Here is a 16,906-nt window from a genome sequence, read left to right on the forward strand (position 1 = left end):
TTTCCGACGGGGCTTCATATCCACCCCCGGCGGGCTGCGATCACCCCCGCCTGGAAGCGGTTGGCCGCGCCCAGTTCCTCGTGGAGGCGGCTGATCCGGCGCCGCATCGTCCGCACCGACCAGCCCAGCTGGCGGGCTATCGCCTCGTCCTTGAGGCCGCTGACCAGCAGTATGAGCATCTGGCGGTCCTCCTCGTCGAGAGGGTCGACTGCGGGAGCGTCCAGCGGGGTGGCTGTGCGCCAGCAGAGTTCCCAGTAGTCGATCAGCCCGTCCAGGAGGGCGGAGGGGCGGATGACGGCCGCGCGTACCTCGGCCGTGAAGTCGAGGGAGAGCGGCATGAGGGCGAGGTGCCGGTCCGCGATGGCCAGTTTGATACGCAGACCGGGCAGGACGCGGGCCTGCTCGCCTTGGGCCACCAGCTCGCGGATGTCATCCAGCACGCCGGGACATTCCAGGGCCTCGGGAGCGTACACGGCGCGATAGCGGACGCCCCGGTTGAGGGCCGTCGCCTCGACCGGGTTGGAGGTGGTGAGTGCGTACGGTGGGCGGTCCAGCGTGATGACTTCCTCACGTGCCTCCTGTTGCAGCTGTACGAACCAGCGGCCCAACGCCTCGCCTCCGGTGATGACTTCAACCTGTTCGGAGCCGCCCTGCTGGGCCGTGGTGAACAGGCGGGAGAGCTCGCCGGCGGCGGCCCGTACGCCGTCGAGGTCGGCGGTACGGGAGCGGACCAGGGACTCCAGGGCCGCGCCCGGCTCAATGGCCGCGTAGCGGCGGCGAGTTCCGGAGAGCCGCCCTACCAGGCCGTTCTCGCGCAGCCGGTCCAGGGCGCGGGCAACCCGCTCGGTGGAGCAGAACAGGTCGCCGGCCAGCTCCGCGGGAGCGGCGGTGTGGCGGACCAGGATCGCTCGGTAGACGCTCTCGTCGAACGGGTCGATCCCGGCGGCGGTCAGTTGGGGCATGGCCACGATCCTGGCCCGTATGTGCCAAGGGCAGCAATGGGCCAGGCCAAACCGTTGTCTGGACCACGGGATGCCGATTACTTGGTCTGACATGACCCGTCGGAGATCTCTCACTGCCGCACTCGTGGTCGCCGTACTTGGCGGCCTGCTGTCCGCAGTACCCCAGTCCGCCACCGCGGACCCCCACCAGGATCCGGAGCAGCGCGTCATCGTCACGCTGTCCGGGGAAGCCGCCGCAGCCGGGAAGGGCGTTCTGCGCTCTGGCGACGCCCGGGCGATCAGCAAGGACCGGGCCGCCATTGCCGGCCGACAGAAGTCGTTCCTCGACCGAGCCAAGGGCGCCGGATTGCATGCCGGTTCGCCACGCAGGCTGAATCTGCTGCTCAACGCGGTCGCGGTGACGGTGAAGGGCTCCGAGGTCGGCGCGCTGAAGCAGCTGCCCGGGGTGGCCTCCGTGGTCCCCGACGCAAAGATGCGTCTCCTCACCGATGCGAGCGTGCCACTGATCAACGCTCCGCAGGTGTGGCGCCGCAAGGACCAGGCAGGCAACAGCGCCGACGGCAAGGGCACCACCGTCGCCGTCCTGGACAGCGGGGTCGACTACAGCCATCCCGACCTCGGCGGCGGCTTCGGCAAGGGCCACAAGGTCGTCGGCGGCTACGACTTCGCCAACGGCGATGCCGATCCGATGGACGACAACGGCCACGGCACCCACGTCGCCGGCATCATCGCGGGCAAGGCCGCCGAGCAGGGCGGCGTCACCGGTGTGGCGCCGGGCGCGAGCATCCTGGCGTACAAGGTCATGGACGACGCGGGCGAGGGCTACACCTCCGACATCGTGGCCGGCATCGAGGCCGCGATCGACCCGGCCAATCCGCACCGCGCCGATGTCATCAACATGAGCATCGGCGGCCACGGAGACGGCACCGACCCGCTCGGCGCGGCCGCAACCGCCGCCACCAAGGCGGGTGTTGTCGTCGTCGCCTCCGCCGGCAACGAGGGGCCAGGCAGGGGCACCGTGGGCACCCCGGCCGCCGCCGACGGCGTCATCGCGGTCGGTGCCTCCATCAGCGGGCTGCGCATACCGAGCGCCGCCTACGAGGGTGGCGAGAAGATCCAGACGTATCGTGGACTGGTCTCCGCGAATCCGCCCGGCAAGCCCTTCACCACCGATCTCGTCGATGTCGGGCGGGGCACCGCGGAGGACTGGAAGCGGGCCGGCGACGTCAAGGGCAAGGCCGTCCGCATCGACATGCTGGTTGCCCAGTCCTCGCAGGACCTGTACATGACCGAGATCGAGATGGCACGGGAAGCCGAGCGCCACGGAGCAGTCGCCCTCATCGGGGGGCCGTCCGGCGGCGGTGGCCCGGTGCTCGCCACACCGGCCCCGCTGTCGCAGGACCAGCCCCAGGCCCCCTCCCATGACGGCTCGATCCCGCTTGCCGCGCGGACCTCCCTCAAGGACTCCGGCGACTCGCTGCGCATGGACACCATGATCATGCTGGGCATGGACTCCACCCAGTACGCCGAGCTCGGACGCCGCCTGGCGAAGGGCAAGGTCGAGGTGACGATCAGCGGCACGGACGTCACCGACAAGATCGCCTCGTTCTCCTCGCGCGGCCCCGACCTGCGGTGGGACCTGAAGCCGGACCTGGTCGCACCGGGCTACGACATCCGCTCCACCGTCCCCAAGTCCCTCTACGCGCCCGGCTATTACCGCATGTCGGGTACGTCGATGGCAGCACCGCACGTCGCGGGCGCCGCCGCCCTGCTGCGCCAGCTGCACCCCGGCGACACCCCGGCGAAGGTCACCTCCGAACTGGTGGGCTCCACAAAGCGGATCAAGGACTACGGGACGAGCACGGTCGGCTCCGGCCGCCTCGACGTCGCCGCGGCCGCCGACACGGCGGACACCGGCATCACCACCACCCCGGCCACCCTCTCCTACGGCCTCGCCGACCTCGCCAAGCCCACGGTTGGCGGCAGCAAGAAGCTCACCGTGACCAACTCCGGCGCCCGGATCCGTACCGTCCGCCTGAAAGCGAGCGGCCAGGCGAGGGTCAGCCCGGACACCCTGCGTATCCCGGCGGGCGCCAGGGCGACGGCGACGGTGACTCTCCTGGCGGACCGCCCGGACGGCGAGGCCGAGATCACTGGCACGGTCACCGTCACCCCCGAGCACGGCACCGCACTGCGCGTCCCGTACCTCCTTGTCGCACGGAAGCTGTTCCTCCAGGCCGGCCCCGACCCGAGCGACGGCACGTCCACTGCCGTCGTCATCACCCCGGCCCCACTGGCGAAGCCGCCGGTCCTGACCGTCACCCCGCCGCACGGCAGGACCTACACCGTCACCACCAGGCTCCGCGCCGCAAAGGTCTACCAGGCAGAGATCACCGGCCGCGGCGAGGGAGCCCACCTGGTGTCCGCCGCTGGCCGGAGCACCGACGGCAAGACACTGACCAGCAACCGCGACGGCTTCGAGGTCACCCCCAAGAACAGCCGCACCTCTCGCTGGCAGCCCGTCGGTCCCAACTCCGAGAGCGGCGACGTCACCACCGCGCCGAGCGCCCCCCGCGCCGCCGTCCTCACCCAGTACGACAAGACCGGCCCCTGGTCCACCAAGGACAACGGCGCGACCTGGAAGCAGCACACCAGGCTGCCGCTCGGCGACGTCGCCGGCCAGGCCTTCACCGTCATCGACCCGAGCAACGCCCAGCGCTGGTGGTACGCCGCCAACAGCGCATCCGGCATTCCCCGCAAGGGCTCGATCCTGCGCACCCAGGACGGCGGCCGCACCTGGCAGACACTCAACACGCCCGACACACCCATCACCGACTTCCTCAGCGACGAGGCGGGCAAGATCCTCGTCGCCGTCACCACCACCGACGTGCTGATCAGCAAGGACGGCGGTGACACCTGGACCGCCGAGCCCCTCGGCATCCCCGTCGACCACGTCTACGACGTGGCGATCGGCGGCGACAGCCTCTACCTCTCGGCGGGTAAGTCGCTGTGGAAGCGCGACGGCCTGTCCTCCGGCACCCTCGGCAAAGCCGCCAAGGTGTACGAGCCCACCGACGGCCGGGTCTCCGTCACCGTCGTTGCGGACAGCCAGGTCGTAGCCGTGTACGAGGCTGGGTCCGGCATCGTCGGCTCCTTCGACGGTGGCAAGACCTGGGCCACGCTGGACAACCACGGATACGGCGGTACCGGCCTGACCCTCACCGGCGGCGACATGTACGCCGGCTACGGCAAGGACATCCGCGTCGGCCGCGACCACGGCCGCCAATGGAGCACCATCCCAGCCGCCAACGGCGCCTCCACCACCTCCGACTTCGAGCGCTGGGCCGACGGTTCGCTGACCGTCTCCGCGGACGCGGCCGGTGTCTACCGGGGCACGGCGGACGGCAAGGACTACCGGCGCCTCGGCGTCCAGGGCGGCACCGTCAACTCCCTCGCCCGCAGCGGAAACCAGCTGCTCGCGGCCGGCCGGCAGGGCACGCACCGATCGCAGCTTCCGGTCTCCGGCGCCGAGTGGGGCACCACCGGCGGCGAAGGCATGATCGGCGCCGGGACCCGGCTGTTGCAGACCTCCGCCAAGGACTCGCGGATCGTGTGGCGGGTGCGCAGCGGCCCCTGGGACGACTTCCACCTGGAACGCAGCAGCGATGCGGGTGCCACCTGGCAGGAGAAGGGCAAGAGCAGCGGCACGGTGTTCGCCATGGCGGTGCACCCCGCCGACCCCGACCGTGTGTATGTCTCCTACGCAAATCTCCTGGGCAAGGGCCTGTTCTCCACCGAGGACGGCGGCACCACCTGGAAGAACCTCCTCAACGACCAGACGCACTTCACCGCCGTCGCAGGCGACCCGAAGAACCCGGACCGGCTGTGGCTCGGCTCCCCCGACGGCCTCTACCGCTCCGACAACGGCGGCGACGACATCACCAAGATCGCCGACGGCCGCGTGGACACCATCGAGTTCACCGGGTCGACGATGCTGACCGGCGGCGACGCGATCAAGGTCTCGACGGACGGCGGGAAGACCTTCCGCACCGCTGACACCGGCAAGCTGCCGCTGCGGGTCAGCGACATACTGCGGGTGGACGGCACCCTCTACGCGGCCACCACCAGCTACCGGGGGACGGCTCTGCCGCGCGGGGGCCGAGGCGTCCTGCGCTCCACGGACGGCGGCCGCAGCTGGCAGAACATCTCCACCGGCCTGCAGAACCTCAACGCCACCAGCCTGGCGGCCGCCGACGGCTGGCTGTACGTGGGCACGGTACAGGGAGGTGTGCACCGCCTGAAGCTCTGACCGGGTAGCTGTCGAAGAGGGGGTGGCTCGCCGGTACCCGGCGTGCCGCACCCCGCAGGGACGATTCCTGAAGGTCACCGACCCGGCCCATTACGTGGAGACCAAGAAGGCTGCCGCCGCACAAAAGAGCCTGGACGAGCCGGCGAGGGCCGCTACCCCGACCATGGGGTAGCGGCCCTCGCAGCACGTCTGACTTCGCCGCCGGACCGGAACCGGCGCGGAAGGCCGCGGCGGCCAACCGGAGGTCCGCTGAAGGGGATGGCGGGGATGCCTGCGGACCGCAGGGATGGCTGAGCCGCCGCGGCGGCATGCGCGGCGGTGAAGGGGGCCCGTTGACGAAGGCCGTTTCTCGCGACGCATCGACCATCAGGATGCCCCGCACGCCGGGAGATGTCGTGAGCACAGAGTCCACAGTCGTGTTGGCAATCCGTTCACTCCCGGTCCCGGCCGCCGAAGCCGCCGCCCGTGAATGCCCGGCAGCGGTGGTCCCTGGGGGTGGTGCCGTAGGCGGCGCGGTAGGCCCGGCTGAAGGTGGACGCGCGGGGGAAGCCCCAGCGGCTGGCGATGGCGTGGATGGGGGTGGCGCCGAGCGCCGGGTCGGTGAGGTCACGGTGGGCCGCCTCCAGGCGCAGACGGCGGATCCAGTCGGCGACGGTGTCCTCCTCGTCCTGGAAGAGGCGGTGCAGATAGCTGACGGAGATGTGGTGGGCGGCGGCGATGGACCCGGGCGTGAGTCCGGGGTCGTGCAGATGCGCGCGGATGAACGCCTGGATGCGCAGGGTGAGGGACCGCTGATGGGTCTCCGGAGGCAGCGCCGTCCCGTCCTCGAGTACATGGGCGAAGAGCGAGGCGACCAGGTCGCTCGCGATCCTGCCCAGCCGGGGCGCGTCGGAGGGCCGGTACGCGGACGTGTCGGCGGCCAGCTGGGTGAGGAACCCCGACAGCAGCGCGCCGACTCCCTCACGCGCCGATATGGGCCGCGCGATGATCCGGCGCACCTTGTCTTGCGACAGCGGCACCAGCGCCTGGGGGATCTCCACGCCCACGGTCCTGATCGGGTTCCCCGTGCTGTGGAGCTCGTACTCCAACGAGGAGGAGTTCACATGCAGGTCGAGTGGCCGGTAAGCGGCCTCCTGGTGTCCCCACACCCCCGCCCCGGTGCCGTGCTGGAGGAGCGAGAGGTGGTACATCTCGGGGTCGGACTGCCGGATCAGCTTCCGTGTACGGCGGAAGACCACCGGCTGGAACTCGGCCGGCCATACGACAACCGGTCCGAGCTCCAGGACGCGCTGGGAGGCCCGGTAGCCCTCGGTGTGGTCACTGCGCAGCTCCATGGGGGCATGGGTGCGGCCCATCCGTTCCACCCAGGCGTCGAACCGGTCCGCCGCCGTCACCTCTTCGGTCCGGAACACCATCTCGTCCAGCACGTGACTCTCCCCAATTCCCTGCCGTGGTCGTGTACCCCCGTACCCCCGCGCCCCCGTGACTTGGGCGTGAGTCCCCCTCTCACACCTGCTCAGCGCACGATCTCACGCCTTGCCGCGGCCTGTTCGCTCCTGCTCACGGGCGTGTCCGTGGGTGTCGCGATGGATCCGATGTCTACTTCGGAGTGCCCCCGACGGGTCGTTCGGCGGCAGCCGTGAGCTGCTGGGCCAGGTCTTTGAGCGATTGGCGCAGTTGGCCGGGGCTGTGGATGGTGAAGGGCCATTCCAGGGAGGCGAGCAGGCGAGCCACGCTGTCCAGTTGTGCGGCCTGCGCGCGCATCAGTACGCCGGTGGGTGTGGCGGTGAGGGTGGCGATCGTGCGTGGCAGCCGGCGCGCGATGTCATCGATGGGGCCTTCGATCAGTACCTCGACCTGCCACGGCGCGGGTGTCCGGGCCAGGGATGCGGTGAGGTGGGTGACCGGGTCGAAGCCGTCGGGGGCGGTGAACGTCGCGGCGCTGGGCGTGGCGGACGTGATCCGGTCGATGCGAAAGGTGCGCAGGCTGTCACGGAGGTGGTCGTGACCGACGAGGTACCAGCACCCGGAATGGAAGACCACACCGTACGGGTCGACGTCGCGCTCGGTGTGTTCCTGGTGCCAGGAGCGGTAGCGCAGGCTGACGGTGTGACCGGAGCGGCATGCCTGCGCCAGGGTCAACAGGACGCCTGCTTCGGGAGCCTGCGCGAGCACGGTACCGGCGGTGAAGGACAAGGTGTCCCGCATGGCGGCCAGCGGTGCGCGCAGCGGATCCGGGAGCACTCGTTCGATCTTGGCAAGGGCACCGGCGCCGGCGGGAGCGGTGGTGCTCATCCCGAGACGCTCCCCGGCGAGCAGGCCCAGCATGACCACGAGGGCTTCTTCGTTGGTGAGCATCAGCGGTGGCATCCGGTAGCCGCGGGCTAGCCGGTAACCACCGAAGCGGCCTCGGTCCGATTGCACCGGGATGCCCAGCTCGCGCAGGCGTGACGCGTAGCGCCGCACCGTGCGCACGTCGGTCCCGAGGCGGTCCGCCAACTGTGCACCGGTCAGTCCTGGGTGTGTCTGGAGGAGTTCCAGCAGGGCCAGTACGCGGGTCAAGGGATATGACATGGGTCACTCGGCAATTCAGGGCGGAAACTGTCCTGTATGGACTCTACTCTCGCCGCAGCCCCTTAAACCCAAGGAGAAACCGCATGGCTACCTTCGTACTCGTCCCCGGCGCCTGGCTCGGAGCCTGGGCATGGGAGGCCACCGCCCATGCGCTGCGGGAGCGCGGGCACGCGGCGCTGCCGGTGACGCTGACCGGCCTGGGCGAACGATCCGCCCTCGCCACCCCGGAGGTGGGCCTGGACACGCACATCGACGACATCACCGCGTTCGTCGTGGAGCAGGACCTGCGCGATGTCACCCTCGTCGCACACAGCTACGCGGCGGTTCCCGTCACCGGCGCCGCGAGCCGCCTCGGACCGCGGCTGGAACGCCTGGTCTATCTCGACAGCGCTCCCTTCGCGGAGGGCACCTGCCTGCTCGACGTCATGCCGGACGACGTGGTGGACCAACTGCACAAGCAGGTTGCCGAGCACGGAGACGGATGGCGGCTGCCCTTGCCGCCCTTCGAGCTTCTCGGCATGATCAGCACCCTCGCAGGGCTGGACGAGGGCCGGCTCGAGCTCATGCGCAGCCGGGCCACGCCCCAGCCCTTTTGCACCTTCGCACAGCGGCTGGCCCGCCCTGGTGAGCTCGGTCCTGAGGTCGACCGCGTGGTGGTCGCCTGCCACGACGCCAAGGCACTGCTGGATGCCGGGGTGCCGACGCTGGCCTTCCTCAACCAGTCACCGTGGCGGCGCTTCCATCTGCCCACCGGGCATTGGCCCATGCTGTCCGCACCCGCCGAACTCGCTGCGACCCTCGACGCGGTCGTGTCCTCCGGATGCTCCGGAAGCTGACAGCCATGGCCCGCTCCGCTGCATGCCCTGCGCGTTGCGGATCGCCTGTCATGCGCCCTCGCACGGCAAGGCGACGGCCACGGGGCTCCACCTGAGCGCCGACGGCCGCTGCCACCCGCTGTCCGTCATCGTCGCACCGGGTCACCGGGCGGACTCACACGACTTCGGAGGCCGGTGCGATCCTTGAATCACGAGCCTCTGGCGCGTCTGGCCGCCCAGCGCGCCGGACCGTCGGGTATTGCCTCTCACGGACGATGGTGCAGTCCACATGGATACCTCTGACAGCGCAGGCGCAGTCGGCCGCAGCCCGGGGCCCTCCGACGAGTGGTGGCATGCGGACCCACCGATGCTGGAGCGGATCCTCGCCCTTTCGCCGGCAGGTATGGCCGTGCTGGACCGGGATCTGCGCTTTGTCTGGGTCAACGAGGCTTTGGAGCGCCTCGGGGGCGTCCCCCGTGACCAGCGGTTGGGCAAGCGCCTGCGGGACGTGCTGCCCCTCCTGGACTTGAGGCTGGATGTCGAGGGGATCGAGTCGCTCACGCGGGAGGTGCTCGATACCGGTCGGCCCCTGGTCGATCACCTGCTGCGAGGCGGGACGAAGGCACACCCACATCGGCCGCACGCATACTCGCTGTCCGTCTTCCGGCTCCACAGCGCCACAAACCGGGTGCTGGGCGTGTCCTTCATCGTCCTCGACGTCACAGACCGCTGGCGGGCTCGGGAGCGGCTCGCTTTGCTGAACGAGGTCGGAGCGCAGACCAGCAGCACATTGGACGTCATGCACACCGCGCAGACCTTGGCCGATATCAGCGTGCCGCGACTGGCCGACTTCGTCGCCGTCGACCTCCTGGAATCGGTGATACGCGGCGACACACCGCGTCCAGGGGCTCACCTCCATCCGCCGCAGATGCGCCGTGCGGGCCAGCAGTCGATCCACGAAGGTGTTCCCGAGTCGGTCGCGGCGACCGGGCAGGCCGTCGAGTTCCATCCCCGCTCACCCGAAATGCAGTGCATGCTTGACGGGCGCTCCCGTCTGGAAGCCATGCCGGGTGCCTCAACCAACAGCTGGTTCGCAACTGACCCGGCCCGAGCCGCGAAAATCCAGGAATTCGGTCCCTGCTCCCTGATACTCGTCCCGATCCTCGCCCTCGGCGATGTTCTGGGCGTCATCAGATTCATCCGCTGGCAGCTGCGCGACCCCTTCGAGCAGGACGACCTGCTCCTTGCGGAAGAAGTAGTGGCCCGCGCGGCGGTGAGCATCGACAACGCCCGCCGCTACACCCGCCAGCACAGCACCGCGCTGGCTCTGCAGCGCAGCCTGCTCCCGCGCAGTCTCACCGGCGGCAGCACGCTCGATGTCGCCTGGCGCTACCTGCCCGCCCATGCCTCCGATGGTGCGGGCGGCGACTGGTGCGACGTGATACCCCTGTCCGGGGCCCGGGTGGCCATGGTCGTCGGTGACGTCGTGGGTCACGGGATGGACGCCGCGGCCACGATGGGACGGCTTCGCACCACCGTTCGCACCCTGGCGGACATGGACCTCCCCCCGGACGAGTTGCTGGCCCACCTCGACGACCTGGTACTGCGCCTGATCGACGAGGAACAGACCGCCGACCCGTCACTGGCCCCCGCCGCGCTCGGCGCCACCTGCCTGTACGTCGTCTACGACCCGGCCACACGCAAGTGCACCATGTCCCGTGCTGGCCACCCCCCTGCCGCAGTCGTCACCCCGGACGGCTCGGTGACCTTCCCCGACCTGCCCGCCGGGCCTCCGCTCGGCCTGGGCGCCCTGCCCTTCGAATCCGCCGAATTCGACATCGCCGACGGCAGCGTCCTCGCCCTGTACACCGACGGCCTCATAGAGACCCGCGACCAGGACATAGACCTGGGCCTTACCCGGCTGCGCACCGCACTGGCCTCCCCTCAGGCGCGGCTCGACGAACTCTGCGGAACCGTCCTGGACAACGTGCTCGCCGACGGCCCCGACGACGACGTCGCACTGCTCCTCGTCCGCACCCACGCCCTCTGCGAGGACCAAGTGGCCACCTGGGAGCTGACTTCCGACCCGTCGGTCGTCGCAGACGCCCGCTCGCTGACCGCGGACCGCCTCACCGCCTGGGGACTGGACAGTCTGATCTTCACCTTCGAGCTGATCGTCAGCGAACTCGTCACCAACGCCATCCGCTACGGCAACGGACGCATCCGGCTGCGCCTGATCCGGCAGGATGCGCTCATCTGTGAAGTCTCCGACGTCAGTAGCAGCTCACCACGCATGCGCCACGCGCGGACCACCGACGAGGGCGGCCGCGGCCTTTTCCTCGTAGCGCAGTTGGCCAGCCGCTGGGGCACCCGATACACGACCGACGGCAAGATCGTCTGGGCAGAGGAACACCTCCCAGCGAACGACGCTCAGTACCAGGCGGCCTGACCTCCCACCGAACCCCGGCCAACTGGCACCGTCGCGGCCCTGCACGTCCGTCGGTGACAAACCAGTGGGGCCGCCACTCCGGACGGAGTGGCGGCCCCACTGCTGTGCTGACGGCAGGTCAGTCATTGGGTGGCCCGGTGCACACGCGGTGTGGTTTCCAGAGTTCCCGCCCAGGTCACCCGACCATGCTCTTTAGACGTCGAAGTACAGCTCGAACTCGTGCGGGTGCGGCCGCAGCTGGAGCGGGGCGATCTCGTTCGTCCGCTTGAAGTCGATCCAGGTCTCGATCAGGTCCGAGGTGAACACCCCGCCCTGGAGCAGGAACTCGTGGTCGGCCTCGAGGGAGTCGAGCACCGCCGGGAGGGAGGTGGGCACCTGCGGGACGCCCGCGTGCTCCTCGGGGGCCAGCTCGTAGAGGTCCTTGTCGATCGGCTCGGCCGGCTCGATCTTGTTCTTGATGCCGTCCAGACCGGCCAGCAGCAGAGCCGAGAAGGCCAGGTACGGGTTGCCGGAGGCGTCCGGGGCGCGGAACTCGACGCGCTTGGCCTTCGGGTTCGAGCCGGTGATCGGGATACGCATCGCGGCGGAACGGTTCCGCTGCGAGTACACCAGGTTGACCGGGGCCTCGAAGCCGGGGACCAGGCGGTGGTAGGAGTTCACCGTCGGGTTGGTGAAGGCCAGCAGCGACGGGGCGTGCTTGAGGATGCCGCCGATGTAGTAGCGGGCGGTGTCCGAGAGGCCCGCGTAGCCCTGCTCGTCGTAGAAGAGGGGCTCGCCGTTGGTCCACAGCGACTGGTGGACGTGCATACCGGAGCCGTTGTCACCGAAGATCGGCTTCGGCATGAACGTCGCGGTCTTGCCGTTCTTCCACGCCACGTTCTTGACGATGTACTTGAACAGCTGGAGGTCGTCGGCCGCGGCCAGCAGCGTGTTGAACTTGTAGTTGATCTCGGCCTGACCGGCGGTGCCCACCTCGTGGTGCTGGCGCTCGACCTTCAGGCCCACGCGCTCCAGCTCGAGGCTGATCTCGGCGCGCAGGTCGGCGAAGTGGTCGACCGGCGGGACCGGGAAGTAGCCGCCCTTGTAGCGGACCTTGTAACCGCGGTTGTCCTCCAGCGCGCCGGTGTTCCAGGCGCCCGCCTCGGAGTCGATGTGGTAGAAGGACTCGTTCGCGGTGGTGTTGAAACGCACGCTGTCGAAGACGTAGAACTCGGCCTCGGGACCGAAGAACGCGGTGTCCGCGATACCGGTGGAGGCGAGGTAGGCCTCGGCCTTCTTGGCGATGTTCCGCGGGTCACGGCTGTACTGCTCGCCGGTGATCGGGTCGTGGATGAAGAAGTTGATGTTGAGCGTCTTGTCCCGGCGGAACGGGTCGACACGCGCCGTGGACAGATCCGCACGGAGCGCCATGTCCGACTCGTGGATCGCCTGGAAACCGCGGATCGACGAGCCGTCGAAGGCGAGCTCCTCGTGCGGGTCGAACGCCTCCGCCGGTACGGTGAAGTGCTGCATGACGCCGGGAAGGTCACAGAAACGGACGTCGACGAACTTCACGTCCTCGTCCGAGATGAACTTCCGAGCGTCGTCGGCGTTCTGGAACATCCAACTCCTCCTAGCCCGGCCCGGGGGGACGGGATTTGTTCGGTCGCACGGTCCATGAGCGTGGTGTGCTGAGCCCGACCATAGGCAGACGGGATTTCCCGGGCATGACCCATTTGTTTCACCCAGGTTAACCGGCCGAGAGCCGGAATGACGTGGCCCAACAGGCGATCATGGGCCTCCTGCGGGACGCGGGCGGCACCCGGCTCCCGGGAAACGTATGCGGTCGCAGTAACGTGGTCGGGTGGACAAGAGGCAAGCAATCGGATCGTGGCTTTCCGGGCCCCGCGCGGCCGCCGAGGACATGGGCGTCGACATGGGTCACCGGGGCCAGGGGCTGGGGCTGCCCGAGAGCGGACCGGGCGCCATCGCGCCGCTCGGGCGCCGCTTCGGGGCGCTCTTCATCGACTGGGGGCTGTGCCTGCTGGTCGGCTGGGGGCTGCTGTCCGGCGGTGACGCACGGGCGGCCGGGAACTGGGCGCTTGCGGTCTTCCTCGTGCTGAGCGTGCTGACCGTGGGCACGGTCGGTGCCACCCCCGGCAAGCTGCTGCTGAAGCTGCGGGTCATCGGTGAGGGCGGGGTGCGGCTCACACTGCCGCGGGCCGTACTGCGCAGTGTGCTGCTCGGGCTGGTGATCCCCGCCGTCGTCTGGGACCGGGACACCCGGGGACTGCACGACCGGCTCTCCCGCTCCGTGCAGATCCGGGTCTAGCGGAGCCCCCCGGCGGAACCGGGCGGAAGGGCAATGCAGCGGAATGCGCCGCCTGTGAATGGCGGATCGCGTACGAGTCCGGATCGCATACGAGCGGATCGCATACGAGGGGATCGCATACGAATGGCGGCCGGGACAGGGTCCCGGCCGCCATTCGTATACCGACGTTCATCGCGCTCTGTGACGCGGAATGTGCTCAGCGCCCCTTCGGCATGCGCATGCCCTTGGGCATCGGACCCTTCGGGATCGGCATGTTGCTCATCAGGTCGCCCAGCGCCCGGAGCCGGTCGTTGACCACGGTCACCTGCCCGCCCGGCAGCACCCGCGGCAGCTTCATCAGCTTGGTGCGGAGCTTCTTGATCTCCACCTGGCCCTCGCCGGAGCCCACGATCACATCGTGCACCGGGACATCCGCCACGACGCGCGCCATCTTCTTCTTCTCGGCCGCCAACATGCCCTTGAGCCGGTTCGGGTTGCCCTCGCCGACCAGCACGATGCCCGCCTTGCCCACGGCGCGGTGGATGACGTCCTGGCTGCGGTTCATGGCCACGGCGGGCGTCACCGACCAGCCGCGTCCCACGTTCTCCAGGACGGCGGCCGCGGCGCCGGGCTGGCCCTCCATCTGTCCGAAGGCCGCCCGCTCGGCCCGGCGGCCGAAAACGATCGCCATCGCGAGGAAGGCCAGGACGAAGCCAAGGATGCCCAGGAAGATCGGGTGGCCGATCCAGAAGCCGATCGCGAGGAGGACACCGAAGGTGACGATCCCCACGCCAGCGACGACAAGGCCGACCTTCGAGTCGACCCGCTTGGTCATCTTGTAGGTCAGGGCGATCTGCTTCAGCCGCCCGGGGTTCTCGGATGTTTCCTTCCTCGCCATACAGCGAAGTTTACGTGGCCTGAGAAGCCCCGGCGGACACGGCCTCCAGTACATGCTCGGCCTCGTGCCGGTCCTTGGCACGGCGCCGGTCTTCCAGTACCGCGGTCCAGGCGTTGCGGCGGGCGGTGCGTTGCCCGCCGCGCAGCAGCAGACCCTCCAGAGCGAGCAGTGCGTCGGTGACGGACGGGCGTACGGGCGCAGCCGGCATGGGATCCCCTCGAAGCAGCGGATGATCACGACGCATGCACTACTGATAAGCAGTGCGTGGCTCAATCGTTACCCAATGGTGTTACCAGTGCGTGACCAGGCGGTCAAACACCGATGAAGCCTGGATATGGCCCGTACCCGTCCTCTGACCTGCGGAAGGGCGCGGGCCGGTGTGCGTGGGTGTGCCGGTACTCACACAGCGTGTTGCTGCTCACACAAGGGGTGTTGGGTGAGCCGTATGCGTGCTGTGTGGTTCAAACGGCCTGTGAGGCCACTGCGACGTTACGCTTCTCGATCGCCTGCTGGTAGAGGCGCCCCGCGCGGTACGACGAGCGGACGAGGGGGCCGGACATGACACCGGCGTAGCCGATCTCCTCCGCTTCCTCCTTGAGCTCGACGAACTCCTGCGGCTTGACCCAGCGGTCCACCGGGTGGTGGCGGGCGGACGGCCGCAGATACTGCGTGATCGTGATGAGTTCGCAGCCCGCGTCGTAGAGGTCCTGGAGCGCCTGGCTGATCTCCTCGCGCTCCTCGCCCATGCCCAGGATCAGGTTGGACTTGGTGACCAGACCCGCCTCGCGCGCCTTGGTGATGACCTCGAGCGAGCGCTCGTAGCGGAAGCCGGGACGGATCCGCTTGAAGATCCGCGGGACCGTCTCCACGTTGTGCGCGAGCACCTCGGGACGGGACGAGAAGACCTCGGCGAGCGCCTCGGGAACCGCGTTGAAGTCGGGGATCAGCAGCTCGACACCGGTGTCCGGCATCAGGGAGTGGATCTGGCGGACGGTCTCCGCGTACAGCCAGGCGCCGCCGTCCTCCAGGTCGTCACGGGCGACGCCGGTGATCGTGGCGTACTTCAGCTCCATGGTGCGTACGGATTCGGCCACCCGACGCGGTTCGTCGCGGTCCAGGGGCTCCGGCTTGCCGGTGTCGATCAGGCAGAAGTCACAGCGCCGGGTGCACTGTTCCCCACCGACGAGGAATGTCGCCTCGCGGTCCTCCCAGCACTCGAAGATGTTCGGACAGCCTGCCTCCTGGCACACCGTGTGCAGGCCCTCGCGCTTCACCAGGCCGTGCAGCTCGGTGTACTCGGGGCCCATCTTCGCCCGGGTCTTGATCCACTCCGGCTTGCGCTCGATGGGGGTCTGGCTGTTCCGGACCTCCAGACGCAGCATCTTCCGTCCGTCGGGTGCGACTGCGGACACGTCCGGCACTCCTCTTTGCTTGGCGGCTCGGCTGGCGAGTTTGCTGGCGCGGCTTTCGAATCGTCGGCGGTCACCAGGGTACGCCCGTCATTCGTACGGATTTACGTCCAGGGCAACCCATGGGCCTCAGGGCGCATTCCCTGGGCCCTGTGAGCGCTCACCGGCATTGGGCCTAGACGGCCCGCGGCATCGGGACCGACGCCTCCAGGACGGCCCGCAGATGCTTCTCGACCACCGGGAGCACCTCCGAGACCGGGACGTCCCGGCCCAGCTCCTCCGAGAGCGAGGTCACGCCCGCGTCCCGGATACCGCACGGCACGATCCGGTCGAACCAGGTGTTGTCCGGATTGCAGTTCAGCGCGAAGCCATGCATGGTGACGCCCTTGGCGATCCGCACCCCGATCGCGGCCATCTTGCGGTCCTCACGGCGCTGCCCGGCGTTGGACGGGGCGTACTCCGGGCCGTTCATCCGCGGATCGAACTCCTCGTCGTCGATCCGGGGGTCGAAGTCCAGGCTCAGCCCGCCGAGCGCCCGGCGCTCCTCGAGCGGGTCGCCCAGCACCCACACCCCGCTGCGGCCCTCCACCCGGCTGGTCTCCACACCGAACTCCGCGCAGGTCAGCAGGAGCGCCTCCTCCAGGCGCCGGACATGCGCGATCACATCCACCGGACGCGGCAACTTCAGGATGGGATAGCCCACCAGCTGGCCGGGGCCATGCCAGGTGATCTTGCCGCCGCGGTCCACGTCCACCACCGGGGTGCCGTCGAGCGGCCGCTCGTTGTCGGCCGTGCGCCGCCCCGCGGTGTAGACCGCCGGGTGCTCCAGCAGCAGACAGGTGTCGGGGATCTCGTCCGCGAAGCGCGCGGCGTGCACCCGGCGCTGCTCCTGCCACGCCTCCTCGTAGTCCACCGCGTCCGCGCCGAATCCCAGGTGGACATAGCGCAGCGACGAGGAGCCGGGGATCTCCCCCGGGGACGATGCGGTCACGGCACGCTCCTGTTCGGACCTCGTTCAAGGACCTCGTACGAGTCACCTCGTACCAAGTCACCTCGTACACGTGGGTGGCGAAGCCTGGCGGCGGCGCCCCAGCCACTCTACGACCGCGGACCCGTACGTCCCCATCGGGCTCGTTCTCACACGATCGGATGAATGCCCCCCGACGGCCGCGATCAGCCCCTCGAGCGGCAGTTAAATTC

Annotated in this window: 12 protein-coding genes; 4 read left to right on the plus strand and 8 right to left on the minus strand. The window is 69.3% G+C overall.

The window, feature by feature from the left end; all coding sequences use genetic code 11:
• Positions 1-14: 14 nt before the first annotated feature.
• Positions 15-962, minus strand: coding sequence for a helix-turn-helix transcriptional regulator (locus AC4BEG_RS25485; protein ID WP_490702076.1), 948 nt, complete (start codon positions 960-962; stop codon positions 15-17).
• A gap of 124 nt (positions 963-1,086) precedes the next feature.
• On the opposite strand from AC4BEG_RS25485, the gene AC4BEG_RS25490 reads away from it, so the two are divergent.
• Positions 1,087-5,271 carry a S8 family serine peptidase gene (locus AC4BEG_RS25490; protein WP_490702077.1) on the plus strand — a complete coding sequence of 1,395 codons (4,185 nt, stop codon included), beginning with the start codon at positions 1,087-1,089 and terminating at the stop codon, positions 5,269-5,271.
• Positions 5,272-5,702: 431 nt separating this feature from the next.
• Here the strand turns inward: AC4BEG_RS25490 and AC4BEG_RS25495 are convergent, their stop codons facing one another.
• Complete coding sequence (locus AC4BEG_RS25495; protein WP_490702078.1) at positions 5,703-6,698, minus strand: helix-turn-helix domain-containing protein; 996 nt, start codon at positions 6,696-6,698, stop codon at positions 5,703-5,705.
• 172 nt (positions 6,699-6,870) lie between these two features.
• Positions 6,871-7,845 (minus strand): helix-turn-helix transcriptional regulator, encoded by a 975-nt coding sequence (locus AC4BEG_RS25500; RefSeq protein WP_490702079.1) that lies wholly within the window; start codon positions 7,843-7,845, stop codon positions 6,871-6,873.
• Positions 7,846-7,928: 83 nt separating this feature from the next.
• Between AC4BEG_RS25500 and AC4BEG_RS25505 the strand changes: the two genes are divergently transcribed.
• Both AC4BEG_RS25505 and AC4BEG_RS25510 read left to right on the plus strand, forming a co-directional pair.
• Positions 7,929-8,681: an alpha/beta fold hydrolase gene (locus AC4BEG_RS25505; protein ID WP_490702080.1), complete on the plus strand. Its 753-nt coding sequence runs from the start codon at positions 7,929-7,931 to the stop codon at positions 8,679-8,681.
• A 268-nt stretch (positions 8,682-8,949) separates the two neighbouring features.
• Entirely contained in the window at positions 8,950-11,109 is a 2,160-nt protein-coding gene (locus AC4BEG_RS25510; RefSeq protein ID WP_490702081.1) for a SpoIIE family protein phosphatase, read from the plus strand.
• A gap of 192 nt (positions 11,110-11,301) precedes the next feature.
• Here the strand turns inward: AC4BEG_RS25510 and glnA are convergent, their stop codons facing one another.
• Positions 11,302-12,711 carry a type I glutamate--ammonia ligase gene (glnA, locus tag AC4BEG_RS25515; protein WP_490702082.1) on the minus strand — a complete coding sequence of 470 codons (1,410 nt, stop codon included), beginning with the start codon at positions 12,709-12,711 and terminating at the stop codon, positions 11,302-11,304.
• A 241-nt stretch (positions 12,712-12,952) separates the two neighbouring features.
• On the opposite strand from glnA, the gene AC4BEG_RS25520 reads away from it, so the two are divergent.
• Positions 12,953-13,420 carry an RDD family protein gene (locus AC4BEG_RS25520; protein ID WP_490702083.1) on the plus strand — a complete coding sequence of 156 codons (468 nt, stop codon included), beginning with the start codon at positions 12,953-12,955 and terminating at the stop codon, positions 13,418-13,420.
• Positions 13,421-13,616: 196 nt separating this feature from the next.
• Here the strand turns inward: AC4BEG_RS25520 and AC4BEG_RS25525 are convergent, their stop codons facing one another.
• The 4 genes from AC4BEG_RS25525 to lipB all read right to left on the minus strand — a co-directional run bounded on the left by AC4BEG_RS25525 (position 13,617) and on the right by lipB (position 16,697).
• Complete coding sequence (locus AC4BEG_RS25525) at positions 13,617-14,297, minus strand: DUF4191 domain-containing protein (RefSeq protein WP_490702084.1); 681 nt, start codon at positions 14,295-14,297, stop codon at positions 13,617-13,619.
• 10 nt (positions 14,298-14,307) lie between these two features.
• Positions 14,308-14,505: an SCO2195 family GlnR-regulated protein gene (locus tag AC4BEG_RS25530; protein WP_201873919.1), complete on the minus strand. Its 198-nt coding sequence runs from the start codon at positions 14,503-14,505 to the stop codon at positions 14,308-14,310.
• A gap of 253 nt (positions 14,506-14,758) precedes the next feature.
• On the minus strand, positions 14,759-15,709 hold the full coding sequence (gene lipA / locus AC4BEG_RS25535; protein WP_490702085.1) for a lipoyl synthase: 951 nt from the start codon (positions 15,707-15,709) through the stop codon (positions 14,759-14,761).
• Positions 15,710-15,881: 172 nt separating this feature from the next.
• Positions 15,882-16,697: a lipoyl(octanoyl) transferase LipB gene (gene lipB, locus AC4BEG_RS25540; RefSeq protein WP_490702086.1), complete on the minus strand. Its 816-nt coding sequence runs from the start codon at positions 16,695-16,697 to the stop codon at positions 15,882-15,884.
• Positions 16,698-16,906 lie beyond the last annotated feature (209 nt).

The sequence above is a fragment of the Streptomyces sp. JLBJ103 genome, from assembly GCF_058215575.1.